20 protein-coding genes are annotated in these 26,771 nt (G+C 46.3%); 4 read left to right on the top strand and 16 right to left on the bottom strand.

Annotation, left to right across the window (positions count from 1 at the left end):
- Positions 1–293 precede the first annotated feature (293 nt).
- Both ABDW33_RS19890 and ABDW33_RS19895 read left to right on the top strand, forming a co-directional pair.
- Complete coding sequence (locus tag ABDW33_RS19890) at positions 294–7,445, top strand: gliding motility-associated C-terminal domain-containing protein (protein ID WP_343691844.1); 7,152 nt, start codon at positions 294–296, stop codon at positions 7,443–7,445.
- Positions 7,446–7,731: 286 nt separating this feature from the next.
- Positions 7,732–8,358, top strand: a complete 627-nt coding sequence (locus ABDW33_RS19895; protein ID WP_343691845.1) for a hypothetical protein — start codon at positions 7,732–7,734, stop codon at positions 8,356–8,358.
- Positions 8,359–8,428: 70 nt separating this feature from the next.
- Here ABDW33_RS19895 and ABDW33_RS19900 read toward each other — a convergent pair whose 3' ends face one another.
- The 6 genes from ABDW33_RS19900 to ABDW33_RS19925 all read right to left on the bottom strand — a co-directional run bounded on the left by ABDW33_RS19900 (position 8,429) and on the right by ABDW33_RS19925 (position 12,329).
- Positions 8,429–8,650 carry a hypothetical protein gene (locus ABDW33_RS19900; protein ID WP_343691846.1) on the bottom strand — a complete coding sequence of 74 codons (222 nt, stop codon included), beginning with the start codon at positions 8,648–8,650 and terminating at the stop codon, positions 8,429–8,431.
- A gap of 36 nt (positions 8,651–8,686) precedes the next feature.
- Positions 8,687–9,412, bottom strand: a complete 726-nt coding sequence (locus ABDW33_RS19905) for an ATP-binding protein (protein ID WP_343691847.1) — start codon at positions 9,410–9,412, stop codon at positions 8,687–8,689.
- Positions 9,409–10,125, bottom strand: coding sequence for a YggS family pyridoxal phosphate-dependent enzyme (locus tag ABDW33_RS19910; protein WP_343691848.1), 717 nt, complete (start codon positions 10,123–10,125; stop codon positions 9,409–9,411). The genes ABDW33_RS19905 and ABDW33_RS19910 overlap by 4 nt, the downstream gene beginning before the upstream one ends.
- Positions 10,126–10,272: 147 nt before the next feature.
- A complete protein-coding gene (locus ABDW33_RS19915; RefSeq protein WP_343691849.1) occupies positions 10,273–11,094 on the bottom strand; it encodes a pyridoxal kinase in 822 nt (273 codons plus the stop codon).
- Between the two features lie 91 nt (positions 11,095–11,185).
- Positions 11,186–11,749 carry a thioredoxin family protein gene (locus tag ABDW33_RS19920; protein ID WP_343691850.1) on the bottom strand — a complete coding sequence of 188 codons (564 nt, stop codon included), beginning with the start codon at positions 11,747–11,749 and terminating at the stop codon, positions 11,186–11,188.
- Positions 11,750–11,975: 226 nt separating this feature from the next.
- A complete protein-coding gene (locus ABDW33_RS19925) occupies positions 11,976–12,329 on the bottom strand; it encodes a DUF6515 family protein (RefSeq protein WP_343691851.1) in 354 nt (117 codons plus the stop codon).
- 565 nt (positions 12,330–12,894) lie between these two features.
- Here ABDW33_RS19925 and ABDW33_RS19930 point away from each other — a divergent pair.
- Entirely contained in the window at positions 12,895–14,079 is a 1,185-nt protein-coding gene (locus tag ABDW33_RS19930) for an MFS transporter (protein ID WP_343691852.1), read from the top strand.
- A gap of 518 nt (positions 14,080–14,597) precedes the next feature.
- On the opposite strand, the gene ABDW33_RS19935 is transcribed toward ABDW33_RS19930, so the two are convergent.
- The 9 genes from ABDW33_RS19935 to ABDW33_RS19975 all read right to left on the bottom strand — a co-directional run bounded on the left by ABDW33_RS19935 (position 14,598) and on the right by ABDW33_RS19975 (position 24,002).
- On the bottom strand, positions 14,598–15,803 hold the full coding sequence (locus tag ABDW33_RS19935) for an ABC transporter permease (protein WP_343691853.1): 1,206 nt from the start codon (positions 15,801–15,803) through the stop codon (positions 14,598–14,600).
- 11 nt (positions 15,804–15,814) lie between these two features.
- Positions 15,815–16,564 carry an ABC transporter ATP-binding protein gene (locus tag ABDW33_RS19940; protein ID WP_343691854.1) on the bottom strand — a complete coding sequence of 250 codons (750 nt, stop codon included), beginning with the start codon at positions 16,562–16,564 and terminating at the stop codon, positions 15,815–15,817.
- A complete protein-coding gene (locus ABDW33_RS19945; protein WP_343691855.1) occupies positions 16,561–17,643 on the bottom strand; it encodes an efflux RND transporter periplasmic adaptor subunit in 1,083 nt (360 codons plus the stop codon). Before ABDW33_RS19945 ends, ABDW33_RS19940 begins: the two co-directional genes overlap by 4 nt.
- The gene (locus ABDW33_RS19950; RefSeq protein WP_343691856.1) at positions 17,640–18,881 is read right to left on the bottom strand and encodes a TolC family protein; all 1,242 of its coding nucleotides are present in this window, start codon (positions 18,879–18,881) and stop codon (positions 17,640–17,642) included. The genes ABDW33_RS19945 and ABDW33_RS19950 overlap by 4 nt, the downstream gene beginning before the upstream one ends.
- A gap of 93 nt (positions 18,882–18,974) precedes the next feature.
- Positions 18,975–19,718, bottom strand: a complete 744-nt coding sequence (locus ABDW33_RS19955) for a LytTR family DNA-binding domain-containing protein (RefSeq protein WP_343691857.1) — start codon at positions 19,716–19,718, stop codon at positions 18,975–18,977.
- Between the two features lie 500 nt (positions 19,719–20,218).
- Positions 20,219–21,238: a sensor histidine kinase gene (locus ABDW33_RS19960; protein WP_343691858.1), complete on the bottom strand. Its 1,020-nt coding sequence runs from the start codon at positions 21,236–21,238 to the stop codon at positions 20,219–20,221.
- Between the two features lie 241 nt (positions 21,239–21,479).
- On the bottom strand, positions 21,480–22,100 hold the full coding sequence (locus ABDW33_RS19965) for a hypothetical protein (protein WP_343691859.1): 621 nt from the start codon (positions 22,098–22,100) through the stop codon (positions 21,480–21,482).
- Between the two features lie 58 nt (positions 22,101–22,158).
- Positions 22,159–23,031: a 4,5-DOPA dioxygenase extradiol gene (gene ygiD, locus ABDW33_RS19970; protein ID WP_343691860.1), complete on the bottom strand. Its 873-nt coding sequence runs from the start codon at positions 23,029–23,031 to the stop codon at positions 22,159–22,161.
- 389 nt (positions 23,032–23,420) lie between these two features.
- Positions 23,421–24,002, bottom strand: a complete 582-nt coding sequence (locus ABDW33_RS19975) for a Crp/Fnr family transcriptional regulator (RefSeq protein WP_343691861.1) — start codon at positions 24,000–24,002, stop codon at positions 23,421–23,423.
- Between the two features lie 41 nt (positions 24,003–24,043).
- On the opposite strand from ABDW33_RS19975, the gene ABDW33_RS19980 reads away from it, so the two are divergent.
- Positions 24,044–25,438: a sialate O-acetylesterase gene (locus tag ABDW33_RS19980; RefSeq protein ID WP_343691862.1), complete on the top strand. Its 1,395-nt coding sequence runs from the start codon at positions 24,044–24,046 to the stop codon at positions 25,436–25,438.
- Between the two features lie 195 nt (positions 25,439–25,633).
- Here the strand turns inward: ABDW33_RS19980 and ABDW33_RS19985 are convergent, their stop codons facing one another.
- Positions 25,634–26,713 carry a metallophosphoesterase gene (locus tag ABDW33_RS19985; protein WP_343691863.1) on the bottom strand — a complete coding sequence of 360 codons (1,080 nt, stop codon included), beginning with the start codon at positions 26,711–26,713 and terminating at the stop codon, positions 25,634–25,636.
- Between the last annotated feature and the right edge of the window lie 58 nt (positions 26,714–26,771).

Genomic DNA, 26,771 nt, shown 5'->3' on the forward strand with positions numbered 1-26,771 from the left:
ATATCCCATCTGCATCAGAAAAATCACAATCCCTAATCACGTATATATGAATTAGTTACTAGCTTTTAGTATATGGATGTGTAAAATATAACATATAAAAATTATTAAATACAACCTTTTCCTGTTAAATTTGAACGATTATCCAGCATTCCCTGCCTATGATTAAAAAATACACCGTTCCTGTTTTAGGAAGGAATAAAGACTTCTTCATCTTCCCGGATAATATTATCCCGGACCTATCCCAGAATATATAATGCGGCTGGCATTGTTGTGTTTTACTTAATTAATTGAAGATGAAAAGGTTTTTGTTTTTATTTGCTTGTCTGTGTGTGTTCTCTGAGATAGTCAGCGCACAAACTATTTACATGAACATCCCTGATACTGTCTGCATGTCCACTAACAATGGTACATCCGATCAGGCGAAGTTTACCAGTATCAATGCTTATCTCGCCACCGGGCAAACCGGTACTACCGTTTGGACGATCAAAACGCCAACCGGTACAGATGTAGATTACTCGATTCTGTATTCTTCCAGTGCTTCGTCCGATAAGACTGCCAGGCTTTCCTCCAACGCACTTACGCTCCAGTTTCTCACACCAGGTACCTATGTTTTTACGGCTAAGATGACGTACAGCAATGGTACTGTATACACTAAAAGTGATACCCTGGTGGCAATTGACTGTACCATGCCCACCTGTAATGGAGGTAATGCAGCTATGCCAGGTTTCTCTGAAGACTTTGGTACACTGGCCAGCAACGCCAGTAAGAAGGAATACTCGCCATCGTCTAATGTAAGTTACCTGTACGATGGTTCGGGTACTATTGGCATGGCGGCTAACTCGTACGCCATTTCCAACACTACGCACTGGGCATCTGACTGGATCACCGCATCTGATCATACCGGTAGTAACAGGGGAGGCATGCTGGTGGCCAATGCTGATGCAGACTCCCGCATCTTTTTCTCTAAAGAGATATCGGGCCTTTGTAAAAATTCCGTTTACAATTTCAGTGCATGGATCATCAATGTAGATAGCTCTATCACCCTTACCCAAAATTGTACTAATTATAAATATGCCGGCGTTACCTTCCAGATCCTGAATGCAGCTGATACCAGCCAGGTACTGGGTCAATATAAAACCTACGCTGTTTCTATGAACCTGGCCGGCAGACAATGGCAGCGATATGGTGGTACTTTTACTGTACCTTCCACGGTGTCTGATGTGGTGGTTCGGATTAAAAATAATGCAGCCGGTGGTTGTGGTAATAACATTGCGATCGACGATATTGAATTTACTTATTGTAGTCCCGTCATCTCTGCCTCCATCGAAGGCAATTCTGAAAGCCTGAGAGAAGTACTTTGCGAAGGCGCACCTACTATCCTGACCTCTGCTTATACACCTGCAGCCTATTATGCAAATGCAGAATACCAGTGGGAAATGTCCGATGACGGTGGCGTTACCTGGTTCAACGTACCATATGGTACTGCTAATAATGATACCCTCTTCATCGCGCAGGGTGAACTGACAGGTACGAAAGATGTTGCCGCCGATTATTACTTCCGTGTCCGGTTGTTTGAAAGCGGATCCTCTTCCGAAACCTGTGCGGCCCCTTCTGCATCTGTTAAACTCACCATTCTGCCTATGCCTCAACTGACGCTCACCAAAAGTCAGGTGTGTGCCGGTACTACCGTGAACCTCCAGGCCTCCGGTGGGTTTGATGAATTCAGATGGAGTGATACTTCTTACATAGGGCCCGATCGCTCTATTAAATTAATACGCGACACCTCTATTACCGTATACGGTTACGTATTTTATGGCGTAGATGGAGGCAAAACCTGTGTGGATTCAAACAGTGCTGCTATTAAGGTAGACGATGAGCCGGTCGTGCAGATTGGTGCTTCTGCCACTAATCTGTGTGTCGGTAACAGGGTTACCTTATTTATCAACGATATCCTGGGTACCACCGCCGATTCCATCCTCTGGTACAAAGGTGTACCGGGTTCCGGTCAATTGCTGCCTGACTTCACAGGACTGACGAACGTGACGTATACTACTGAGACGGCAGCAGACAACCAGTTCTACGTGAGAGTAAAACAAAGTAGTTGTGAGGTGACCTCGGACCCGATCACTTTAAACCTGACAGATATTCCAATTCCGCCTGCCGGAAAGAGCGTATTCGCTTGTGTTGCGGACAATTCAACCGGTCAGTTCCTGATGACCCGTTCCGCCATTGCAGGCACTAAAGGTAGCTGGCAGACCATCGGTCTCGAAGGGCCCGGTATCTCTGGTGCTACAGGCGACATTGACTTCGATTCTTATGTAGTTTATAATAAGAATAACCCGAAAGCACAGGTTACACTGACTAATGTAGGAACCACCGCTTACCTGCAATGGAAAGTGACCGGTACCTCCAATTCGGCATGTGTGGCTTATGCCTACGATACACTGACCTGGATCTCCGAAGCAACCCGTGCTTATGTTGATAGCGCCAGAACGCAGTGTGGTACTGAAAACGTATTTACCATGGCCGCCAATGAGCCGAACATAGACCTCACCGGCGAATTTGAAGAGAAAGGTACATGGACCCTTATCTCAGGTACCGCAACGATTGCTGATTCCACCGCCTACAATACCAAAGTAACTATTCCTCAGGGTAGTTACCAGGATGTGAAATTACAATGGAGTATTGCCAACAAAGCAGGCTGTGGCACCAGCTATGATACAATCATCTTACATTACAGAGATATTCCGAAGGCAACTTTCAACCCGATCGTTGTATGTGCGGCTGCTGGTACATTCGACTTAAATCCTGCCACTGTTACGGGTGCTCCTGCTTACTATGCAATCACCGGTACAATGACTGGCTTTACTGCAATCCCGACCACGCCGATTACAGCATGGCCTATTGCCGTAAACTTCCCGACAACCACTCCTGCCGGCACTTATACTTTCCAGCTGACTATCAATAATGATAGCCTGGGTTGTACAAATACAATTCCTTTTACCGTGAATGTGCAGTCTGGTTCAGTGGATCCTACCGGTGTTACCGTTAGTGCGCCGGTCATCTGCCAGAGCGGGACAACGACCCTGACTGTTCAGGGGGGAAGTCTGGCTAAAAATGCAGATGGTACCGATGCGGCAACCTGGGTATGGTATGAAGGTGCCTGTGGTACTGGTACTGCTATTGGTACAGGTCCTACCATCACTGTTCCTGTCACTGCTACCACCACTTATTATGTAAGAGCAGAAGGTACTGCTACCTGTGCCGGCTCTAATTGCGCCAGTGGTACAGTCACCGTATCTGACAAACCCGCCGATGCAGATGCTGGTGCTGATGCCAGCCATTGTAGTGATTCTGTGTTTGTCATGAACGCGAACGCACCATCCCTGGCTACTGCTAAGGGAGCATGGACTGTGGCCAGTGGTACAGCAAGGATTGCAGATACCACCAGCAATACTACTAACGTTTATATTCAACCGGGTACTTCAGCTACCCTGACCTGGACCATCACCAATGGTGCATGCGTGACCTCAGATAATGTCACTGTTGCTAACTACGCATTACCAGGAACTGTTAATAAAGGAGTTGACACCATCCGTCAATGTAATAATAGTTCATTCGTCATGTCAGCAACCGGTACCGGTAACTGGAGCTTCCTGCCTGGTTCTGCCGCTACCGTTAGTAATGCAACCAGTCCAACCGCTACTATCACACTGCCTGCAGGTGATACTGCTACCGTGATCTGGAACGCTACAAATGGTCTTTGTACCAGCAGTGACAGTACCTTCCTGCAAAACTATGCAATACCGGAAGATGCCAATGCAGGCCCTGCGCAAACGCATTGTAATGATTCGCTCTTCCACATGGCTGCGGCAACATCTGTTTACCAGGGTACATGGTCTGTCATCAGTGGTACGGCTACAATTGCTCCTGCTGACCTGCACAATCCAACCGCCGATGTAATTGTACTTGTAAATACAACTGCCACCTTGCAGTGGATACTGACAAACGGTTCCTGTACAGGTAATCCTGCAACTGTTACCCTGAAAAATATCGGAGGGGTACTGGGTAACACTATCTCGGCAGACCAGGTACTGTGTGCTGCCGACACGCCGGCGCCGCTGAGTGGCACCGCTACTGTAAGCGGTGGCGATGGTACCTACGGCTACCAGTGGCAGATGAGCACAACCAATGCTATCACCGGTTTCTTTAATGTAACGACTGGCTCAGGCGGCACCACCGCTACTTACACGCCCGCTCCACTCACCGCCGATACCGTATGGGTAAGAAGGGTAGTGACCTCCGGGTGTAGTGGTAGTGCTATCAGTAATGTCGTGAAACTGCAACGTATCAGTACACCTCCGGTAGTCGTATCCGTTCCTGCTTCACTGCATGCAAGTTGCCAGCCAGGGAAAGATTACACCACGCTCTTCGGCACACCGGTGTTTAGTCATGCACCTTATAAAAACGAAACGCTGACTGTCACCTATACAGATAATACCACGACCCCCGATGTTTGTACGACCATCATTATGCGTACATGGACGGCGCGGGATCGTTGTGGACTGACGGCTACCGCTCAGCAAACAATTACTGTTAAAGATACCACCGGCCCCGTGTTCACCACTGCTGCCCCTGCAAATGTGACTGTAAGCTGTGACAACGTTCCCGCAGCTGTTAGTCTCACTGCCAATGATGTATGCGCCGGTAGCCTGACTGTCACGCCAATTGAAGAAAGGGTAGATATGGCTGGTATGTGTACTAATAACTATTACCTGATCCGTAAATGGGTCGCCGTTGATAATTGTGGAAATCCGAGCGATACCCTGAAACAAATAGTGACGGTAAAAGATACAACTGGCCCTGTATTCAATATGACGCCACCTGCAAACGTGACGGTAGATTGCGATAAAGTGCCGGCTGCTGTTACCCTGACCGCTACAGACAACTGTACCGCAGGGACCATCACCGTTACACCTGTAGATACCAGACAGAATGTCTCCGGTAGCTCCTGTATAAATACATACCAGATCACACGTACCTGGACTGCTGCCGATGCCTGTGGAAACGTCTCCACCCTGAAACAGATTATTCACGTTGTCGATACGACGAAACCAGTATTCTCTGTTATACTGCGAGACACCACCGTAAACTGTGATCAGGTACCTGCTATCAATACAGTTACTGCTACAGACAATTGTACAGCGAATGTAACCGTATCTGTGAACCAGACAAAGGTGTTCCTGAGCAATGGCTGCACTAATAGCTATCTTCTGACACGTACCTGGACTGCTACAGATGGTTGCGGTAACACAGCCACAATGAAACAGCTCATCACTGTACAGGATACGACCAAACCAGTCTTTACCGTGGCCCCTCCGGCGGATACCACAGTAAACTGCGATGCGATACCTGCTGTACCATCTAATGTACTGGCTACTGATAACTGTGGCACTGTGAAGATCAGCTACACGCAATCCCGGCAAACCATAGCCGGTGCATGTGCCAGCAACTACCAGCTGATCAGAACATGGATCGCGAAAGACGAATGTGGTAATACAAATACATGGAAGCAAACCATCACTGTACAGGATACAACCAGACCTGTGATCGGCACTTCGCCTGCTGATGCTACAGTAAGCTGTGGAGGCACTATTCCGCTGGAAGCGACACTGTATGCTACTGATAACTGTGATCCCAATTTCCCTAAACGGGCTATCATGACGACAGATCCGTATACTGTAGATATATGTAACGGGTACACCATCACCAGAAGATGGAATGTAACCGATGCATGTGGAAATGCAGCGATCGAAAAAGTGCAGGTCATCACAGTATTGGCATGCCCGAAACCACAACTGGATACGGCACTGCCAGCGAACTGTTCCGACAATCCTAAATTTGCACTCCAGCTGGTGAGCAAAGTCAATAAACCAAAATTCACCTTACAAAGTGTATATCCATCCAGTGCTGTCACTGCGCCGCTCACACAAACCAGCAATGTGTTTGACCTGAATGGTGCCGTGCAGGCTACCTTTGTAGTAACAGACGGGGTAACGGGTTGTGTATCTGATCCGGTAACCTATAACCTGCGCTATGTAGACAAGCCGGTCCTGAACCTGGGGAATGATACAGCTATCTGTTCCGGCAATACCCTCACCCTCGATGCAGGACCGGATAACGCCAGCGCAGGTTATGACATTGTGTGGAGCACAGGATCCAACACCCAGCAGATTGCCGTAACTGCCGCCGGCACCTATAAAGTTACTGTTAGCAACAAGGGTTGTGTGGCTACCGATTCCATCAGGGTAACCGTACATGAACCACCAACGATAGCAATACCGGATACGACTATCTGCGAAGGCGACACTGTAAAACTCAATGCTTACATAAAAGGTGCAACTTACGCATGGAGTACCGGTGACACCGGGCCTTCCATCAAAGTCAGCGCAACGGGCACCTACAATGTGGAAGTGTCACTGAATGGATGTACTGTAAGTGACGACGCAACCGTCAATGTAGCAGCACCGCCTGCTATCACACTCACTCCTGATGTGGCAGCATGTCCGGGTCAGAACGTGCAGCTGGAAGTAGAACCTGATGGCGGTACTGTTGTATGGTCCGATGGTGCTGTGACGAATACGATCAGCGTAAGCAAACCAGGCGATTACTGGGTAACAGTAACGAAGAATGGTTGTGTGGTGAGAGACACCGTATCCGTTACGAACAAAGGTGATATTGGTCTTGACCTGGGTATCGATAAAGACATTTGTTCCGGTGGTTCCGTCATCCTGAATGCAACAAATGACGGCGCCATCTCTTACCTCTGGAATGATGGTACAACTAATCCGGTGAAGGAAGTAAACAAGCCGGGTAAATACACGGTAACAGTACTTGATAAATATTGTAATATCACTTCTTCAGATAGTATCAATGTAACAGTGGCGGGCATCCAGGCCTTCACCCTCGGTAAGGATACCACGATCTGTGAAGGTCAGGTACTGACACTGAATGTAGCACCTGGATCAGGGAACAGTATTAAATGGCAGGATGGTGCCACTACTTCCTGGTATGTGGTGACCAAAACCGGCTACTACACGGCAACTATTTCCAATGAGTGTGGGGCGATGACAGAAGGTGTTACTGTCACCTACAAGCACTGTGTAGAACAAACTACTATGGTAAATGCATTTACACCAAATGGAGACGGTAATAACGACTTCTTTAAGCCAGGTGTGAATGGTGCCATGATCGACTATGAGCTGAGCGTATTTAACCGTTGGGGTGTACTGATCTACAGTTCTAAGGAAGTAGGTACCGGATGGGATGGCAGATTCAAAGGAGCATTGGTAGACGAAGGTACTTATCTGTGGATAGTGAATTACCGAAAAGTAAGTGGAGGACAGAAATTGACCTTACGTGGAAATGTAACAGTTATTAAGTAAACAGACGAAAGAGGGTAGTAGTTAAAACTTCCTCTGGCAGATACCAGGTATCCGCATAAAAAACAGCGGTTGTCTGAAAAGTAATTTACCCGATAGTATGCGGGTAATTGACGGCACCTTTATTTCGTGTAAACGATTTTAAAGTGATAGGGTAGGATAGCTTTCGAACACTTTTACTGCGTCGGCAGCGAGGTGTCAAAAGGAATAATACCCTATCAGCGCGGTCAGGTTACTTTTCCGGCAATCGCTGTTTTAGTTCGGAATAATAATTGATGTGGAGATAAATATGAAAACGAATATCATTTTAGCCTTGTTCTTGCTGGCAGCATGCCAGTCAAAGCCCTCAGGTACAGTCTCAGATGCAGATTCTACCGTAGCTGTCCCGGCCGCGCCTGCACCAACTGCGGTTCCTGTTCCTTCACAGGAACCGGTAGCGCCTGACAATGCTTACCTGATCGTACCTGGCAAAGCAATAGGGAATACCCGCATTGATGAAAATATAGATGATGTGATCAGGTTGCTGGGTAAACCGGACGACAGCGATGCGGCGATGCAGAAGTCCGTTTCTTTCTATTATAAAGGTGCGTACTCGACGGCTATATTATCCGCGCGGGATACGGAAGGGGATCACCCTGCAGCAAAAGTGAAACAGATCAGGGTAACATCACCAGCTTTTAAAACGGAAGATAGTCTACATGTAGGTTCCACACTGGATGAACTGCAGGCAAAATACCAGTTGAAAAAAGCAACCACTTACAAGGGAGAGGGAGGTGAATGCACGGTATGGGATGCAGGGCATGGTATTGCCTTTGAAACGAATCCTGCGAAAAGTGTGATTGCGGTGATTGTGTATGCGCCGGAAGAACCTTATAAAGGTGCTTACCTGAATATACGGCCTACCCGGAAATCCTGATGCATAAGTACATCGACGGTCTTTAGCCGGTCGGTCTGAATATTCTTCAATATAAAAAGGCGATCTGTAATCAGATCGCCTTTTTATATTTAGAACGTAATTGTATCTCTAATTGCCGGGACGTAGTGTTGCGCTCGCGGTTCAGGAATATATCCTGAATGATCACTTCTGTTATCTGCACATAGATCGCCATTTTATATTTAGAACGTAATTGTATCTCTGATTGCCGGGACGTAGTGTTGCGCTCGCGGTTCAGGAATATATCCTGAATGATCACTTCTGTTATCTGCATGTAGATCGCCTTCCAACTGCGTATGTATTCGTATCTCTAATTGCCTGGAACATAGTCTTGCGCTTCCAGTTCAGCAATAATGCGTTTCTTCATGGTGGTATGAATGTAGTCCTTTACTTCGGCATAAGAGATCCCATACCTTCTGTCCAGGTCCTGCAGGTGAGCAGGGAAAGGAGACAACATCTTATCATAATATGCATCCAGGTCCTCATCAGAAGGTAAATCATACTTGATTCTTAACTGGAACCTGCGCAGGATAGCCGGATCGATCATCTCATAGTGATTGGTGGCACATATCAGCAGGCACTCCCCGGGGAGATAATCTATTTGCTGAATGAGTGCATTCACCAGCCGGCGCATCTCACCCACATCATTATCTTCATTATTATCGCGGGTTTTACCCATCAGATCGAACTCGTCGAGGAAGAGGACAGACTTTTGTCTGGCAGAAAGGTCGAACAGGGATTGCAGGTTTTTGGATGTTTCGCCGATACGTGCAGATACAAGATTACTCAGGTTCACGATGGTGATTTTCTTTTTCAGCGCTGTGGCGATAGCTTTGGCAGTAGTGGTTTTGCCGCAGCCCGACTGCCCATGTAAAAGAATTTTATTGTCAATCTGCAAACCATATTTCTTCAGCTCATCGAGATATTTGTACTCTTTGATCACCTGGCTGAGGGCAGCTTTGTTCTCAGGTGTAAAAAAGATCTCCTCAAAATCAACATTTACCGTTTCCTGTATGGAAAGGTCGTATACACTCATGATATAATTTCGTTTTCATTCCAGATTTCCTTGCCTGAAAAGCGGTTGCCAAAGATGGAAGTGCCCACACGGACGATGTTTGAGCCTTCGGCAATGGCAGGTTCCAAGTCTTGCGACATGCCCATGGAAAGTTGTAGATGATTCATTCCCAGCCGTTCCCTGATTACGCTCAGGAGTTTTAAAGATGGACGCATTTTCTCCACTTCCACATCCAGTAGTCCGATCGTCATTAAGCCTTTGATACGCAGTGTGTCGTACGACTGAACGGTTTCAACCAGGGCTTCGACATCTTCAGGCCTTACACCAAATTTACTTTCTTCGTAGGAGGTATTCACCTGTATAAAGACGTCGAGATGGCGGCCTTCCCGCTGCAGGTGCCTGTCCAGCTCCTGTGCGAGTGGAGCCCTGTCCAGCGATTGAATGCAACTTACATATTTTAGCACATCTTTGACCTTATTGGTTTGCAAATGTCCGATAAAATGACGTTCAACGCGCAGGTCTTTCAGGGCTTCGTGCTTGTCGCGGAACTCCTGTACTTTGTTTTCACCGATCAGATTTTCGCCTGCTTCGATGGCAATCCTTATTTTCTCAGGGGGTACTGTTTTGGTAGCCAGCAGGAGTTGTACGTCCTGCACATCCCTGCCTGCAAGGTCGCAGGCTGCTTTGATCCGCTTGTGAACGGCCTGTATATTACTGATGATTGTTTCTTTCATATCCTGCCATGATTTTGTTGCAACAAGTAACACGTTTACTATTCAAGCCCCCGGTGGCTCCCTGCGCTGGTCCAGGGGAGTTATGCATGAATGCTTCGAAACCACCTGAAAAGTCGTGTAGAAAAAGTAAAAATGAGCTGTAAGGCGTTAATGTAAAAGGTGTACATGCTTCATCAGCGCGGCTGCGCTCAGTTCTTTTTCATTGACAGACTGAACGTAGGAGAGTGTATGATGGATAAAGTTCATGGCAATGCGGATGGCATCCTCCAGGCTTTTCTGCAGCGTAAGCTGGGACGTAACGATGGCGGTGAACAAGTCGCCGGTGCCGGTGGTTTCCAGGGCAATTTTAGGCCCGTTAAAGCGGGTGAAGGTGTTTTGCCTGATCAGAACCACTTCCATGACATCAGGCGGCGTATCGGTCAGGTTTGCGCTTGTAAGGATGATTGTTTTATCGGTCAGCAGGTCGTTTTGTTCAATGGCAGCCCTCAGTTCATCGATCGTTTGAAATTTCTTTTTCAGGATAAATTCCAGTTCCCAGTGGTTAGGCGTCAGTATGCGGGCATATGGCAGGAGTCTGTTGACGGAGTAATGCGCGATGGCTTCTTCGAAATAGAGACCGCCGCAATGAAAGTCCCCGAATACGGGATCGTATACGAATTTCAGGTGTGGGTACTGCAGGACGGCATTGGCGATGATGTCGATATTTTCTGGCAGGTTACAGAACCCGCTGATGAGGTAATCGGCATCTGCAGGGATGTTGATAGCGCCGATCCCTTTTACCAGATCGGATAATAAGGCAGGCGAGATCGCTTCTCCGAAGATAACCGGGTGCCCGGTGTGCGCGGAAAGGAAAACGGTAGGCAGTAAAGTAAGGTCGATGCCATGCAGCTGGATGGCGAACCCTGCAATGTTGTTGCCCACGTAGCCGCTGGCTACCTGGCTTTGAATACTGATAATGTTCTTTGGCATACGCAAATGTAAGACGTTGCCGGATTAGTACGGTAGGCCATAAGTGATAAAAGTGTGTAGTCCAGCAAAGGGGGAAATGTAAGGCCCTGTACTATTTCTTTCTTAAGAGCTCCGTCATCTCCGTTTGCAGGTCGTGACCCTTGTTTGCATTGTACCATTTCTGGAGTTCCATTTTCACCGTGTCATAATCCGCTTTTTCTGCCGTCAGCCGCATATACAATGCCTGGCAATCTTTCGGTCTGGGCCCCCAGGTTGCCAGGTCATATCCCTCTGCATTCCTGATGATCAGTTTAGGGATAGACTTTCCGTTATTGGTCAGGTATTGATTGATCCTGAAAGGCTCGGTGTCACGTAATTCATACGTCACTTTGATCAGTGGGTTCAGATGGCTAGCCATTTCCAGGAAGGGAATGATATGCGCTGCATCACCACACCAGGGTTCAGTAATGATGATCCAGTGCTGGTATGCGTCTATATGTTGTATAGCAGCAGTAAATTCAGGTGTAAGTTTGCCTGTCTTAAACCATCGGTTCATCCTGGTCCAGTTTAGTTTAGTATAATCCAGGTAGTGAGGATTGTCGTACGGCGCTTGTTGTTCCTCGTTTTTTCTGTTGAGTATCAGCTCAAATTGATCACAGTAATCCTTGAAAGTCATACTGCAAAAGTAGGTATTATTCGTCCAACAACCATTCTCTCATCGTTTCATTGTCCGGAAGGTTCTACCTGGATGGTTAGGATCCGACGTTCATATATGGTAGGCAAGGTGACTTTTGAAAATGCAGGGAAGTGTGGTAGTGGTCAGATAATATACTTTTGCAGATAAATAAAAAAAGCGATCAGGCATTATACCCAATCGCTTTCCTATCATGACTAGCAATATTTTACCATGGTCTGGCAGCTACTACATAAGCATGCGGTCTGACTTCTCTGTAGCATACATTCCCGCTGTAATAGTATCTGACACCTTTGTGCACATGTACGCGGTAACCTCTGGGTATATAATCCACGGCAATGCCTGCTGGTGGCGTAGCTAATCTTTCATATCCGCCATAGACAGGGCGGTAATACCTGCCGTCAGCATAATGATAATTGACACCCTGGTAAGCTATTACTCTTGAATGTCCGGGAACAGTTTTTATAACTGTTACATTTTCTCTGTAACGGCGCTGAGCTGAAGCCTGCATAGCAATACCGCCAAAAACAATCATCAGGATTAAAACTATTTTCGCTTTCATAATTGTAAATTTTAGTTACGATTGTTATAAGGCCAGTATCGTGCCAGTTGGGTACATTGTATAGTTAAATAATGTTAATGATGATACTGACACTTAAGTGGTATGCTGTAAATGAAAGAAAGGCGTTCTTATAAAACACAGGAGCGATTGTTCGGCGGTCATCCCGAAGAACTTTACCGCTTTGAAAGGCTGGCAGTTATAAAAGATACATTCAATAAACAAGTGCTGGAATTATACAGACGCAAAGGGTGCCTTGCTGGTAAGGCACGCTGTCTGCGGTAAATGATGATTGTCTGCTTTGTGCAACAGGTGACGATTGCCGGACAAGATGTTTGATAAATAGGGGTAAAATAATTTCCGATACAGCGTTGAATGACTAAGCGGAGATTTGTTATTAGTGACTTCTCTTCTGTGTAGTAATGATCATCCATTCAAGAGAATAGTTGGAAGGGCAAATAGCAGGATTTTTTAGCCCGGCAATACGCCTATAAATAAAATATATATCTATCAAGATGAAAAACGCCTAATTTTGCGCCCTGATCGTCTTTATTGCATCGCCAACCATATGAAAAAGAGTTTAATGCCCCTTCTTTTGGGCGGATTAGGAATAGGAACAACTGAATTTGTAATGATGGGTTTATTGCAGGATATTGCCAGGGACCTGCAGATCACCATCCCCGAAGCCGGCCATCTCATCTCTGCTTATGCATTAGGCGTAGTCGTAGGTGCTCCTTTACTCGTCATGATGAGTGTGAAACATCCTCCTAAGAAGATCTTACTCTCTTTAATGCTGATTTTCACCGTGTTCAATGCCTTATCTGCATTTTCACCCGGCCCGATGACACTGCTTATCGCGAGGTTCTTTGCAGGGTTGCCCCATGGCGCATTTTTCGGTGTGGGCGCTGTGGTTGCCAGCCGTCTGGCAGATAAGGGGAAACAGGCACAAGCGATTGCCGTGATGTTTTCCGGGCTCACCATCGCCAATCTGGTAATGGTTCCTATTGGTACCTGGATTGGTCACCATCTGTTATGGAGGTATACCTTTGGACTGGTTGCATTGATTGGTGTAATCACCCTGTTTGCCCTTAAGTTATGGTTACCTGCATTGCCTGCCAACGATAATGCAGATCCCGGAAAGGAGCTGGAAGTATTGAAGAATCCACAGGCCTGGCTGGTCATTGCCATCACTGCGGTAGGTACAGGTGGTATGTTTGCCTGGATCAGTTATATCTCCCCGTTAATGACAGAAATATCCCATTTCTCACAGGATAATGTATCCTGGATCATGGTATTGGCTGGTTTCGGTATGATTGTAGGTAACCTGATCGGTGGCAAACTTGCAGACCGTTTTCAGCCCGTGTACACGTGTGCCGGCCTGCTGCTCTGTATGGCTGTCAACCTGCTGGCTATCCACTATTTCTCTGGTAACCAGTTTGTATCCCTCTTCCTGACATTTATGACAGGTGCCTTGTCTATGATGATAGCTGCGCCTATCCAGATCCTGATGATCAATACATCCGGTGATGCTGAAATGCTGGGGGCAGCACTGATACAGGCGGCATTTAATATCGGAAATTCCCTCGGTGCTTTCCTGGGTGGATTACCAATTGTGATGGGCTACGGATTTACCTATCCTGTTGTTGTAGGCGCATGTATGGCTGTTGTAGGCGTGGGTTTTGCCATCCGCCTGATTAAAATGCAACAGCCTCCTGTAAATATGAACGCAGGGGAGCAGGGGCTGGCAGCATAGCGAGCGCCTGCGAGTTATTTACTCCTGGAGAAGCGTTTGTGACGCTTTTGTTGGAGGCTGTACACTTGCTGATAGGTATTTTATTCTTACCAGATTGCCGGGATTGTTGGGGTCTTTACACTTGCTGATAGGTGTTTTATTCTTATCAGGTTGCCGGTATTGTTAGGGTCTGTACACCTGCTGATAAGGATTTAATCATACCAGATTGCTGGGATTGTTAGCAGGTCTGCACACTTGCTGATAAGCATTTTAATCATAACAGATTGTCGCATCAATGGCGGGTGTATCCACTCGCTCATGCTATTCATACCAGATTGCCGGGATTGTTTGCAGGTCTGTACACTTGCTGATAAGCATTTTAATCATACCTGATTGTCGCATCAATGGCGGGTGTACCCACTCGCTCATGCTATTCATACCAGATTGCCGGGATTGTTAGCAGGTCTGCACATTTGCTGATAAGCATTTTATTCATACCTGATCGTCGCATCAATGGCGGGTGTACCTAATCGCTCATGCTATTCATACCTGAGTGCTTCAATCGGGTCCAGCCGCGACGCTTTCTGTGCAGGATAATATCCAAAGAACACCCCTATAAATGAACAAACAGTAAACGATAATATAATAGAACGCTGACTGACTACAGGCGGCCAACCCAGGATATGTACTACCAGTAGCGAAATACTTTCGCCTAAAACTATCCCTATGATACCACCGGCAAGACTGATGAGAATAGCTTCTGTTAAAAATTGCTGAAGAATATCGACACCCCTCGCTCCGATACTCATGCGTAAACCAATCTCCCGCGTACGCTCCGTTACGGAAACATACATGATGTTCATAATACCAATACCACCAATCAGCAATGAAATACCTGCAATGGCTGTCAGCAGTATCGTTAACAGCCCCGTCACATTGCCCACCGTTTGAATCAACTCTGCCTGCGTCCTGATCACAAAATCATTTTCTGCATTTTTCCCGAGCCGGTGTGCGGTCCTCAATATATTCGTCAGCTCTGCGGCAGCCGGAAATGAAAGTGCTTCGGATTTCGCAGAGGCGAAAATGCTGCCGAAATAATTGGTGGCGGTGATCCGTTTCTGAACTGTCGTATACGGTGCAATAATCACATCATCCTGATCCTGCCCAAAGGTATTCTGGCCTTTCCTGGCTATCACACCTATTACTTTGAAAGGAATTTTATTGAAACGAATGGTTTTACCAATAGGATTAGTTCCTTTGGGAAAGATATTATCAACCACAGTTTGCCCCAGCAGGCAAACCTTTGCATACGTACGTACGTCTCTCTCCGAAAATGGGATCCCTTCTTTGATATGCATATTTTTAATATTCAGGAATTGCTCATTCACGCCTTCGATATTAGCAAGCCAGTTAAGGGAGCCGTTAATTGCCTGGCCACGGGCTTGTACATCCGGAGAAATACCCGTTATCAGCGTAGCTTCCTGCTGCATCACCTCAATATCTTTGTTGGTCAATGTAGCAATATTGGCTCCCTGTAGCCGCGCTCCCCCGGCGTCCGCACTATTGGGCAGAATGATGATGAGATGTGAACCGAGTGAAGATAGCGACTGATGAATATTGATCCTGGAAGCTTCTCCCAGTGCACCGATAGTAATAACTGCTGCCACCCCGATTATCACGCCCAGCATAGTTAACAGGGAGCGGAGTTTGTTTCTTCTTAAGGCTTTGAGGGCTAATTTTAGCATATTGGAAAAGTTTAATAGTCTGCTGTTACGGGCAATGCATGCAGCATGTCTTTTGCACGCTGAATTTTTGAGTTGATTGTGTCTGTCATCACCTTCCCATCCCGCAATATGATTGTCCTGCTGCTAAACGCGGCTATATCCGGCTCGTGTGTCACAAACACAATCGTTTTTTTCTGCGTCTGATTCAAATCCTGCATCAACGACATGATCTCGTAAGAAGTCCTGGAATCCAGGTTGCCCGTCGCTTCATCCGCCAGTATCATCACCGGTTCATTGACCAGTGCCCTTGCTATGGCCACCCTTTGTTGTTGCCCGCCAGATAATTCACTGGGCATATGATGCAACCTGTTTCCCAGCTTTACAGCTTCTAAAGCTGCTACAGCCCGTTCTTTCCGCTCCGATGCAGGAACTTTTTTGTTGTAAAACAACGGAAGTGCTACGTTTTCGAGGGCAGAGGTGCGTGGCAACAGATTATACGCCTGGAATACAAAGCCTATTTTTTCATTCCGTAATCCAGCCAGTTCATTGCGATTCAATGAAGCGATATTGACGGCATCCAGCAAGTAATCACCGGAGCTGGGTTTGTCAAGACACCCCAGTGTATTTAATAACGTCGTCTTCCCGGAGCCACTACTACCCATGATCGTGACAAATTCTCCTTCCTGTACAGTAAAGGAGATACCTTTCAGTGCCCGCACCGTTTCAGTGCCCATTTGAAACTCCCGCTTCAGATCCCGTAAATCAAGTATCGTTTTCATCACTTAGTAATAATTGAATCTTTAGTACTGATGCCTGCAATTACCTGCACGTGGCTATTGTCATCCAATCCTGTCTTTACCTTAGTCTCGATCAGCGAATCGCCCCGCTGGATCCAGACATACCTTGCCTTATCTGTATGTACCTGTGGTTTTAATTTGTATTGCGTGGCAGTCAGTGAATCCGGATAGTAGTTCAAAGCCCGGGCGCTGATCAGCAATACATGGGATGATTCCCGGGTATAAATGGTAATGTTCGCCGTCATACCTGGTTTGAGTTTCAATTCATCATTCGGTGCATAGATGATCGTGGTATAGGTCACCACATTCGCACTTACTTTGGGTTGCAACCGCACATCAGATATCGTACCTTTGAATACGTCGTCTGCGTATGCATCCACAGTAAATGAAACCCGTTCTCCTTTCTGAATATCTCCAATGTCCGCCTCATCTACGTCTGCCTGTACCTGCATTTTCTTAATATCCCGGGCTAGTACAAACAAAGTAGGCGTTGTAAAGGAAGATGCAACGGTCTGACCAATACTTACATTCCTGCTCAATACCACCCCATCAATAGGCGCCAGGATATCTCCATAAGAAAGATTCTTCCGGGCTGACCGTAACTGTGCCTCCGCATTAGCCACACCCGCTACCGCTGCATTGTAATTGTTCAGGGCAATATCATAATCCGCTTTACTGATAGAGCCGGTGTTGTACAGGATCTCCTGCCTATGAAAATTACTTTTATTATAGGCCAGCGTACTTTGCTGGGTAGCAAGTGCTGCCATCTGCTGATCTACAGTTGCCTGTAATAATGACTTATCCAGCTGCGCCAGTAATTGACCTTTATGTACAGTAGCATTAAAATCGGCGTTGACCAGACTGATGATGCCCGATACCTGTGTGCCGACGGATACTGTATCCAGTGGCGCGATGGTGCCTGTAGCCGTCACCGACTGCGAGATATTCCCATAGGTCGCTTTCTCTACCGGCAGTACAATGCGGGCTGGTTTACGATTGATCAGCAATGCAGTACAGGCAATTGCTACTATGAGTATAGTTGTTAGTATGAGTGTCTTTTTCATTGTTGATTATAATAGAATTCATAAATTTTTATCGTCAGCGCTGCATTGTATTTTGCCTGAATGAATTGTTGCAGCGCCTGTATATACAGCGCTTTTTGCTGCAGGTATTCGACCATGTTGGATACCCCCAGGGCCAGTTCCTGATTAGCGATATTATACACTTCCTCATTGTATTTAAATGCCTGTTCGGCGGCGGTAAACTGGCTCTGCGCTGTGATCGTGTTCAGGTAGTATTTTTCAATATCTGCGGCCAGGGTTGTCTTTGTATTATTCAAATTGATCTCTGCCTGCCCTATGTTGATCTTCGCAGTTTCTACATTTGACTTGTTTTGCCTTTTTGAGTAAATAGGAACTGATAAAGTGATGCCGCCCTGCTGATAAAAACCATTGCCTAATCCCGAGAGGTCGTTGAAATAACTACTCCCCATTGCACCACTTACACTCAGGGTAGGGAGGTACCCTGCCTTTGCTTTTGCCAGTCCTGCATTGGCCACCTGTATCTGTAACTGGTTTACCTTTATCTCCGGCCGGTTATTCATGGCATATTCCAGTACTGTCGCCAGTGAAGGCACCTCATGATGGGAGATAACAGTATCTGGGGTGGCGATATCAAACTGTAGGTCAGGGGAGAGTTGTAGCAATTGTTTTAAAGACAACAGGTCCTGTTTAATGGTATTCTCTGCTGAGATCAGACTGTATTCGTCATTGGCTAATTGCGACCGGAGCTGTGTGACATCTTTTCTGGCCACACTGCCCACTGCCAGCTTTTGTTCACCCTGTGCCAACTGTGCCTTCGACGTATTTACTACATTTTGCTGGTATACGGCGGTCTCTTTGTCCAATAATATATTCAGATAATATTGTATGATATTGAGGGAGATATCATTCTCAGCTACCAACACACTTTGATTGGCAGCTTCCAGGGATAGCTGTTGCCGGAGCTTGTCCTTTTGCAAATAGCCGCCCTGGTAGATCGTCAGGCCTGCATTGAGGGTGTAAGACCCGATGGTGAGATGCCGCTGGAAATATTCACTGGCAGACCCGGATATATTGGGTAACTGTGCCGCTCTGGAAAGATAGTAATTTTGCTGTGCCGCCTGACGATCGTATCGCCGCGTATTGACCTGTATATTGTTCTTTTTGGCAAATGCGATGCAGGTAGCGAGGTCCCACCTGACTTGTGCGGGGGCACCTGAACTTATCAGTAAGCAAAATATAAGGATAGCATTTCTGATCATGCTCCAAAGAAAGGAAGGAGCACTGGTCTAAAAAAGCAGGTTCGATACGACAAGGCCGGTAACCGACGGCAAAGGGCTAAAAATCGATGGAAGCTATACCCATTTACTTAAAAAATCCTGAAATACGAGCCGGTATTGTTCTGTGATCGGTATGGTTAACTGCTGGATCTGCACCGAGGTTTTAGTGGTTGCCTTTACTTTATCGAGATTGATGATGTAAGACCTGTGCAGGCGTAAAAAACGGCTGGGAGGGAGTTTGTCTTCCAGTGCCTTCAGGCTTGTCAGGGTCATTAACTGTTTGTCTTCATTGTCCAGGTAAACCTTGACATAGTCCTTTAGTCCTTCAATATAAAGTATGTCATCCAGTAGTACTTTTACCAGCTGGTATTCTACTTTGAAATAGATGTGTTGTTTTTCGGCGGCAGTTACCACCTCTGTAACAGCAGACGGGCCACTACTCATGCCAAAATACTCCAATGCCCTTGTCACCGCCCTCGAGAAATCAGTATAATTAAACGGTTTCACGAGATAATCCAGGGCAGCAACTTTATAACTTTCCAGTGCATATTCGTCAAAAGCCGTGGTGAAGATAATCCTTGTATGCCGGCGTTGTTCCGATTGGGCAACGATCCTGGCCATGTCCATGCCACTCAGGTCGGCCATCCGAATATCCAGGAAGACCAGTTGTATATCAGGCTGCGTATGTAATATGCGCATAGCTTCCACTGCACTGTGACATTTGGCTACCAGGTGCAGAGAGGGGGTCATGCCAATGTACTTTGTGAGCATATCAAGTGCGATGGGTTCATCATCTACTGCGATGCAGTTGAGTATCATGCGATTGCCGGTTTTAAATGAATATTGAATCCTTTATTGGCGTTTTGTGCTATGAACAAAGTGAGTCTGCGAGAATATCGCTTATCCTACGTTTTCTTCATTCTTCATCATACAGTTGATTATCATGCGATTGCCGGTTTTAAATGAATACTGAATTCTTTATTGGCGTTTTGTGCTATGAACAAAGTGAGTCTGCGAGAATATCGCTTATCCTACGTTTTCATCATCCGTCATCATACAGTTGATTATCATGCGATTGCCAGTTTTAAATGAATATTGAATTCTTTATTGGCGTTTTGTGCTATGAACAAAGTGAGTCTGCTAGAATATCGCTTATCCCATGTTTTCATCATTCTTCATCATACAGTTGATTATCATGCGATTGCCGATTTTAAATGAATATTGAATTCTTTATTGGCGTTTTGTGCTATGAACAAAGTGAGTCTGCGAGAATATCGCTTATCCTACGTTTTCATCATCCGTTATCATACAGTTGATTATCATGCGATTGCCAGTTTTAAGTGAATACTGAATTCTTTATTGGCCTTATCGTCGTCTACGATCAGGGTATGTTTACCAGGGTACAATAGATTTAAACGTCTTCGCGTATTACTGAGCCCTATCCCGGAACTTTCTTCCAGCGCACCTGTCTTCTCTCCGAACGAAGAATTCCGCACCTCTATTTCGATCAAATCCTTTGTCTGGCTGACACTCATATAAATGAAACTGGGATGTATACTGCTAATTCCGTGCTTATAAGCGTTTTCGATAAAAGGAAGAATGATCATAGGTGCAATAGGTACTTCATTCACAAGTGCAGGTTTTTCAAAAATGATCTGGACATCGGCCGGGATCCTGAGTCGCATCAGTTTGTGATAGCTTTCTACAAATTCCAGTTCTTTCCCCAATGTCGTCATCCCGCCATGGTACAATACATATCGCATCATGTGAGAAAGCGTATAGATGGCGTCTTTGGCCTTTTCGGTGTTTTGATCAGTGAGTCCGTAAATAGTGTGTAAGACATTAAAAAAGAAGTGCGGGTTGATCTGGGTTTTCAGGAAGGCAAGTTCGCTGCCGATCTTTTGTAACTGGTCCTGCTGGATTTTTTGGGTGACCACAATGATCACTCCAATGCCGCAAACCAACAGTGTCATCAATACAGCTCCCATATCGCCGGTGGGAGAGGTGTTGCCGGTATTATTAATCGGGAGGTTCTTTTCTACAACTTCTGTAAAACGGATCGCTTCGTCAATCCGGTTATTTAATACAGAAGCACCGAACAATATTGCCAGGAGGATCAGTGCAAACAAAGCGCCTTTATTCCGATATAGCAACCTGGGGAGCAGTACTTTTACTACCAGGAAATACGCGCCTGTCCAATAGAGAAATAAAGAGAGCTGTTTTAGCCAGACCTCAATGGGAAAAGTATGAGAAAGGGTGTAAAAGGGCAGGAAGGTGAAAACTACCAGCCCTAACAGCACCATGAAATGGGCGGAGAGGAATATTTTCTGAATGGTCACTTTGAGCGTTCTATTTCTCTAAGAGACAAAAAAAATCCCAGAAGTCCAAATCATGATTTTGGGCGTGAGATGGATCATTGCCTGGTAACAGGTTCGATATGCATGGTGAGTTGGTTACTGCCCGGCAACGGGTTCCATCTGCATAGTGAGGTAATTGTTGCCTCGCTGCGGGTTCGATATGCAAGATAAGTTGGTTATTACCCGGTAGCAGGCCTATTGTTATCCAAAGGAGCCGTTCATATTATTGCGCTGCCAGCCAACTATTCAAATCCGCCAGTACCTGCTGGTTGATCTGGTGCCCCATTGCATATTCATGATAACTGAGTTGTACCTGCATCCCTTCCAGGTATTCCTTTGCCTCTCTTGCATAATGAATACCTAGTGTGCCATCCTGTGTGCCATGAGATACAAACACCCGCAATTCAGGCGCCTGTTTTACCAATTGCGGCTTCACTTCTTCCAGTATCCGGCTGCTCAGAATAATAATTCCTTTTACCAGCGTAGGATCACTTAACCCCACTGTATAACTCATAATGCCTCCCTGGCTAAACCCTCCCAGATAAACTTCATCCAGGTGATACTTCGCCTTCATCTCTACCACAAACTGCCTGATCAGTTTCCTGCTTTCCTCTTCCTGCTGTAAGCTATATACAGGTTTACCCGTAGAGAAATCTACATTATACCACGCATACCTGCCTCCTCCCAATGAAAAATGTCCCTGTGGGCAGATAACATAGTAATCCCGGGGCAGGTGGTCTACCAGGCCAAACAGGTCCTTTTCATTACTGCCTACGCCATGTAAAAGAATTAATGCTTTCTTTTTTTCTGTCTTTACACTTGGCTCATGAATCAGGTATTCCATGCTGTTCGCTTGTTTAAAAAATGGTAAAAGGGCAATCAAAAAATAGTAGAGTGGCATATTACCCGAATTTTACGGACGTCATGGTCAATGAACCTCCTACTGCTTTGTCATTGAAGAAAGAGATATTATCCTTATTAGACTGAAGCCCGAGTGTATACATTAACGGAAGATAGTGGTCAGGCGTCGGTATAGCCAGCAATGCACTCTTACCCAGTTGGGTATAGTTGATCAGTGGTTTGTGCTCGCGGCTGCTGATCAGGTGTTTGAACTGGTTATTGATATCCAGTGCCCAGTCATAACCATATTCGTTGTCATCCAGACGATCCCAGGCCACCATTCTCAGGTTATGCACCAGGTTTCCGCTACCGATGATCAACACACCTTTCCTGCGCAGGGCAAAAAGCTCTTTTGCCAGGTCGTAGTGATATTGCGGCCCTTTTGAATAGTCAATACTTAATTGCAGTACCGGAATATTTGCCTTTGGATACATATGTCTTACCACTGTCCAGGTACCGTGGTCCAGACCCCAGTCGTGATCCAGGGAGGCGTGGATCAGGGAAGCCGTTTCCCTGGCGAGATCAGGGTTTCCCGGTGCCGGGTACTGAACGGCAAAAAGTTCCTTCGGAAAGCCGCCAAAATCATGGATAGTTTTAGGATGTTCCATAGCCGTGATCTTTGTGCCCTGTGTATACCAGTGTGCGGAGATCACCAATACAGCCTTAGGGGTAGGGATTTCCTTTCCCATCTGTGCCCATCTTCTGCTAAATTCAGTGTCTTCAATACCGTTCATGGGGGAACCGTGACCAATGAATAATACGGGCATCAGGTGGTCGTCTTCCTGTAATGAATCAGTGAAGTTTCTGAATGCTGATAGCGTTGTCATACCAAATACTCCTGTTAATATCGATTGAATGAATTGATTGCGTTTCATGTGCTACAAAATTAGCACTTACAGGTGGTCGGCTCCAATGATTTGAATCAAGAAATTTAGTAGATGTACAGGTAAAATAACGATGTGACAGACCCAATATGGGCGTTTGGACTCGAAGTTTTGAATCAGGAAATCCACCGGAATCGCCGTGAAGAAACAGGGGCAGCTCAACATTTGCAGCAGGTAAGTTCACAGGTCTATATCAGGATATTGGCAAAATGTGCCTACGAAAAAGCCTCACATATCCCATACCGGCGTTCAAACCCGGTGCTTTGAATCAGGAAATCCACCAGAAGCGCCGACAATCCGCTATAACACTGCCATTTGCGGTAATTCCACCCAATAATTTAAACCATAACAACTGAAAACATCCCGCAAACCGTAGCAAATTAACGCTGATGACTGATCCTGCTCTTAATCCTGCTCAGCGTCTCCGGCGTCAACCCCAGATATGATGCAATCATATGCTGTGGCACCCGCAAAACAATATTTGGGTACACACTTACAAAAGCTTTATACTGCTCATCCGGACTCAGGCTGATCATATCCCGGGTCCTTTTCTGCAAAGCTATATACGCCTCTGTCATCAGTATCCGGTGATACGTCTCATACTTTGGCATTGTCTGCAGCAAAGCTTCATGCGCCGGGCGACTGATCAAACACAAATCGCAGTCTTCCAACGCCTCAATATTTTGTGTCGCAGGTTCTTCCCGGAAAAAACTACACAGGTCTCCCAGCGACCATCCCTCCAGCGCAAAAGCCGTAATATGCTCATGTCCTTCAGGATCAGTTACATACGTTCTAAGCGCTCCTTTCTCTACCAGCGCAATGTAGCGGCAAATATCTCCTTCCTTCAGAAAAAACTGCCGTTTACGCAGTGTTTTGTGGGTCAGCTGTGCTACTATTTCTGCTTCTTCCTGTTTCGTAAGGGACACTTTTTCATTGACTTTGCTGAGAAATACTTCGTACATGGCTGCAAAATATATAAATTCCCAGTCTAAATGAATTTACAATGTTTAGGTCTTTAATAATTCCACTCGCGTTTGTAGCCTGCTTTTCAAATGCCTATGCTACCTTAAAACCCGTTAGCCTGTTTAGTGATCACATGGTACTGCAAAAAGGTGTCGCCGTCCCTGTATGGGGTACTGCAGATGAGGGCACGCTGGTAACCGTGCAATTCAACGGGCAGTCAGTATCTGCTAAAACCCTGCAGGGTAAATGGATGGTAAGTTTACGGCCATTGCCCTACGTCTCAAAAGGACAGGAAATGAAGATCTTTGCCGGATCTGATACGGTAAAGATCCAGGATGTACTGGTAGGAGAGGTCTGGCTTTGCAGCGGTCAGTCCAACATGGAGCGGCAGCTGGGGCCCCGCCCGCCGCAACAACCCATCTATAACTGGGAACAGGAAAGGGATGCCGCTAATTATCCCCTCATAAGAGAATACTATGTGCCCCTGAAGTACGCCAAAGAACCCATCAGTGATGTCAATGATCACTGGACTGTCTGTAGTCCGCAAACGGTGAGCGATTTCAGTGCTGTCGGCTATTTCTTTGCTAAGAACCTGTATGCAAAAATGCAGGTGCCAATTGGTATCCTCTTTTCTGCTTTTGGCGGCACGCCCGCGGAAGACTGGACCAGCCTTGCTGCCAGTGAGGAGAATCCTAAACTGAAAGATATGGTCGCAAATTATACGAAGACAATGTCCGGTCCGGGCTGGAAACCACAAGGGCAGTGCATTGGTGGGTTGTACAACGGGATGATAGTTCCTCTCCTGCCATATGCCATCAACGGGGTGGCCTGGTACCAGGGAGAGTCCAATGCCGGCCGCGCGACAGAATACCAGGAAATTCTGCCTACGATGATCAACAACTGGAGAACCGCTTTTAAAAGGCCTGATTTAGCCTTTTTAATAGTACAGATTGCCCCTTACAAGGGAATGGGGCCTGAGATCAGAGAAGCACAGCTTTTGGTGGTAAAAAAGGTTAAAAACACCGCTTTGATAGTGACCACTGATTGCGGAGATTCTGCCGATATCCATCCGGCTTATAAACAACCGGTAGGAGAGCGGCTGGCCATTGCGGCAGAAGGACTGGTGTACGGCATGAAAGGAGAGTACAGCGGACCCATGTTTGAGCACGCCAGCCAGGAGGAAGATAAGATAACCGTCACTTTTTCTCATACGGGGAAAGGACTGGTCGCCAAAGATGGCCCTTTGAAAGGATTTGAGATCAGTAACGGAGAGAAATGGTGGCCGGCAGAAGGAGTGATTCACGGTAATAAAGTCACTTTAACCAGCGCCCAGGTACCCCATCCAACAATGGTCCGATACGGATGGAGTTATGTACCGCAGGTGAATTTATACAACAAGGAAGGGCTCCCCGCTTCGCCGTTCAGAAATATGTAGACCTGTAGAAAAAAGAAAGCGTCTGAAAAAAAATCCATGATACCACTGCATACAGTCAGCGCACCCGAAGAATAAACTCATATATAGTTCAAAATTGCCTGACCAAGCAGTCTATCAACACCCCTCCGCAGGTACCGGGAACAGTTCCCACGAACTTCTTCCGGTACCTGCTTCTAATTCCGGCAATATTTAATTCTAAGGCAACTTTATCCTGAACTCATCTTCCATTGTCACTTTCCCATCATCTGCCACCGCATAATAATTGCCTGACAACTCCAGCTGTTCTCCCGTCTTTTCTATTTGAAACCGCAGGAACCCATGCGTTTGATAATAATAACTCTCCAACGTCACCTGCTGAAAGAGTGCCAGTTCATTTGTAAACCTGTTATCTGTTAGCTCTGCTATCGGATGTAATTCATCATATCCGCCCCCGCCAGCTACAATATAGCACACCGGCCGTCCACTGTCATATCGTTTTAACAGCCGCTGGTAGTTGTGTACATGCCCGCTGAATACAATGTCCGGTCTTACCCCCGTCTCTTCATAGATCCCTTCCAGCAGCGTGATCATGGGAATACTGGAACCATGGTTGATATCAGCAGAATAAGGCGCATGGTGAATACAAAGGATCAGGGCTTTCCCCGGCCGTTCTCCATCAGCCCTGCGTAGTTCGCTCTTCAGCCATTCCTGCTGCTCAGGTGTGACAATACCGAATTTAGGTACATTGCTATGCATGCCGATAATATTTGCCAGCGGTGTATTCAACGTCCAGTATACATTCGGTTGTATCATACTCTTACGGGAAGACCCATTACTGAAAGGTACTTCCTGTGGCACCGTATCACAGAACACTTTTACAAAAGGCTCCAGGCTGTGATAAGGCGCGGCTGCAGGATTCACATCACTATCGTGATTCCCCGCTATCGCAAATATCGGCGCCGGGTAGTGTTGAAAAGGACCAAAGAATTGCCGGTGGTATTGACTGGCCTCGCCATGGTTGTATACGACATCACCCAGATGAAAAAGAAACTGTGGAGGATTGTCATGTTCGAACTGTGCCTGCATGGCTGTGATCACCTTTCGCTGAAAATCTATACTTCTGAGGCTTCCCGTATCGCCGGCAAGGTGAAAGGTCATTTTTTGAGTATTGATATCCGGGATGACCTGCGTAATATCAAGGTGGTAGGGGAATTTTCCTGTTGGGGCTGGCAATGGCTGAAATTTATAAGAATCGTCTGGCTGGTCTTTCTTCTGAACCGGTGTACTATATTTCATGTCACAAAGATAATTAATAAATGACGGGGTAGGTTTAAGGGAATATTATAAATTTATG

The organism is Chitinophaga sp., from assembly GCF_039596155.1.
In the GTDB taxonomy this organism is placed as follows: domain Bacteria; phylum Bacteroidota; class Bacteroidia; order Chitinophagales; family Chitinophagaceae; genus Chitinophaga.

Excerpts from the sequence above, each read along its gene's own strand:
- ABDW33_RS19975 (WP_343691861.1), bottom strand. The coding sequence starts at position 24,002 with ATGTACGAAGTATTTCTCAGCAAAGTCAATGAAAAAGTGTCCCTTACG.
- ABDW33_RS19985 (WP_343691863.1), bottom strand. The coding sequence starts at position 26,713 with ATGAAATATAGTACACCGGTTCAGAAGAAAGACCAGCCAGACGATTCT.
- ABDW33_RS19920 (WP_343691850.1), bottom strand. The coding sequence starts at position 11,749 with ATGACTTTCAAGGATTACTGTGATCAATTTGAGCTGATACTCAACAGA.
- ABDW33_RS19905 (WP_343691847.1), bottom strand. The coding sequence starts at position 9,412 with ATGAGTGTATACGACCTTTCCATACAGGAAACGGTAAATGTTGATTTT.
- ygiD (WP_343691860.1), bottom strand. The coding sequence starts at position 23,031 with ATGAAACGCAATCAATTCATTCAATCGATATTAACAGGAGTATTTGGT.
- ABDW33_RS19900 (WP_343691846.1), bottom strand. The coding sequence starts at position 8,650 with ATGCAGATAACAGAAGTGATCATTCAGGATATATTCCTGAACCGCGAG.
- ABDW33_RS19930 (WP_343691852.1), top strand. The coding sequence starts at position 12,895 with ATGAAAAAGAGTTTAATGCCCCTTCTTTTGGGCGGATTAGGAATAGGA.
- ABDW33_RS19890 (WP_343691844.1), top strand. The coding sequence starts at position 294 with ATGAAAAGGTTTTTGTTTTTATTTGCTTGTCTGTGTGTGTTCTCTGAG.
- ABDW33_RS19895 (WP_343691845.1), top strand. The coding sequence starts at position 7,732 with ATGAAAACGAATATCATTTTAGCCTTGTTCTTGCTGGCAGCATGCCAG.
- ABDW33_RS19950 (WP_343691856.1), bottom strand. The coding sequence starts at position 18,881 with ATGATCAGAAATGCTATCCTTATATTTTGCTTACTGATAAGTTCAGGT.
- ABDW33_RS19955 (WP_343691857.1), bottom strand. The coding sequence starts at position 19,718 with ATGATACTCAACTGCATCGCAGTAGATGATGAACCCATCGCACTTGAT.
- ABDW33_RS19915 (WP_343691849.1), bottom strand. The coding sequence starts at position 11,094 with ATGCCAAAGAACATTATCAGTATTCAAAGCCAGGTAGCCAGCGGCTAC.
- ABDW33_RS19965 (WP_343691859.1), bottom strand. The coding sequence starts at position 22,100 with ATGGAATACCTGATTCATGAGCCAAGTGTAAAGACAGAAAAAAAGAAA.
- ABDW33_RS19980 (WP_343691862.1), top strand. The coding sequence starts at position 24,044 with ATGTTTAGGTCTTTAATAATTCCACTCGCGTTTGTAGCCTGCTTTTCA.
- ABDW33_RS19945 (WP_343691855.1), bottom strand. The coding sequence starts at position 17,643 with ATGAAAAAGACACTCATACTAACAACTATACTCATAGTAGCAATTGCC.
- ABDW33_RS19910 (WP_343691848.1), bottom strand. The coding sequence starts at position 10,125 with ATGAAAGAAACAATCATCAGTAATATACAGGCCGTTCACAAGCGGATC.
- ABDW33_RS19935 (WP_343691853.1), bottom strand. The coding sequence starts at position 15,803 with ATGCTAAAATTAGCCCTCAAAGCCTTAAGAAGAAACAAACTCCGCTCC.
- ABDW33_RS19925 (WP_343691851.1), bottom strand. The coding sequence starts at position 12,329 with ATGAAAGCGAAAATAGTTTTAATCCTGATGATTGTTTTTGGCGGTATT.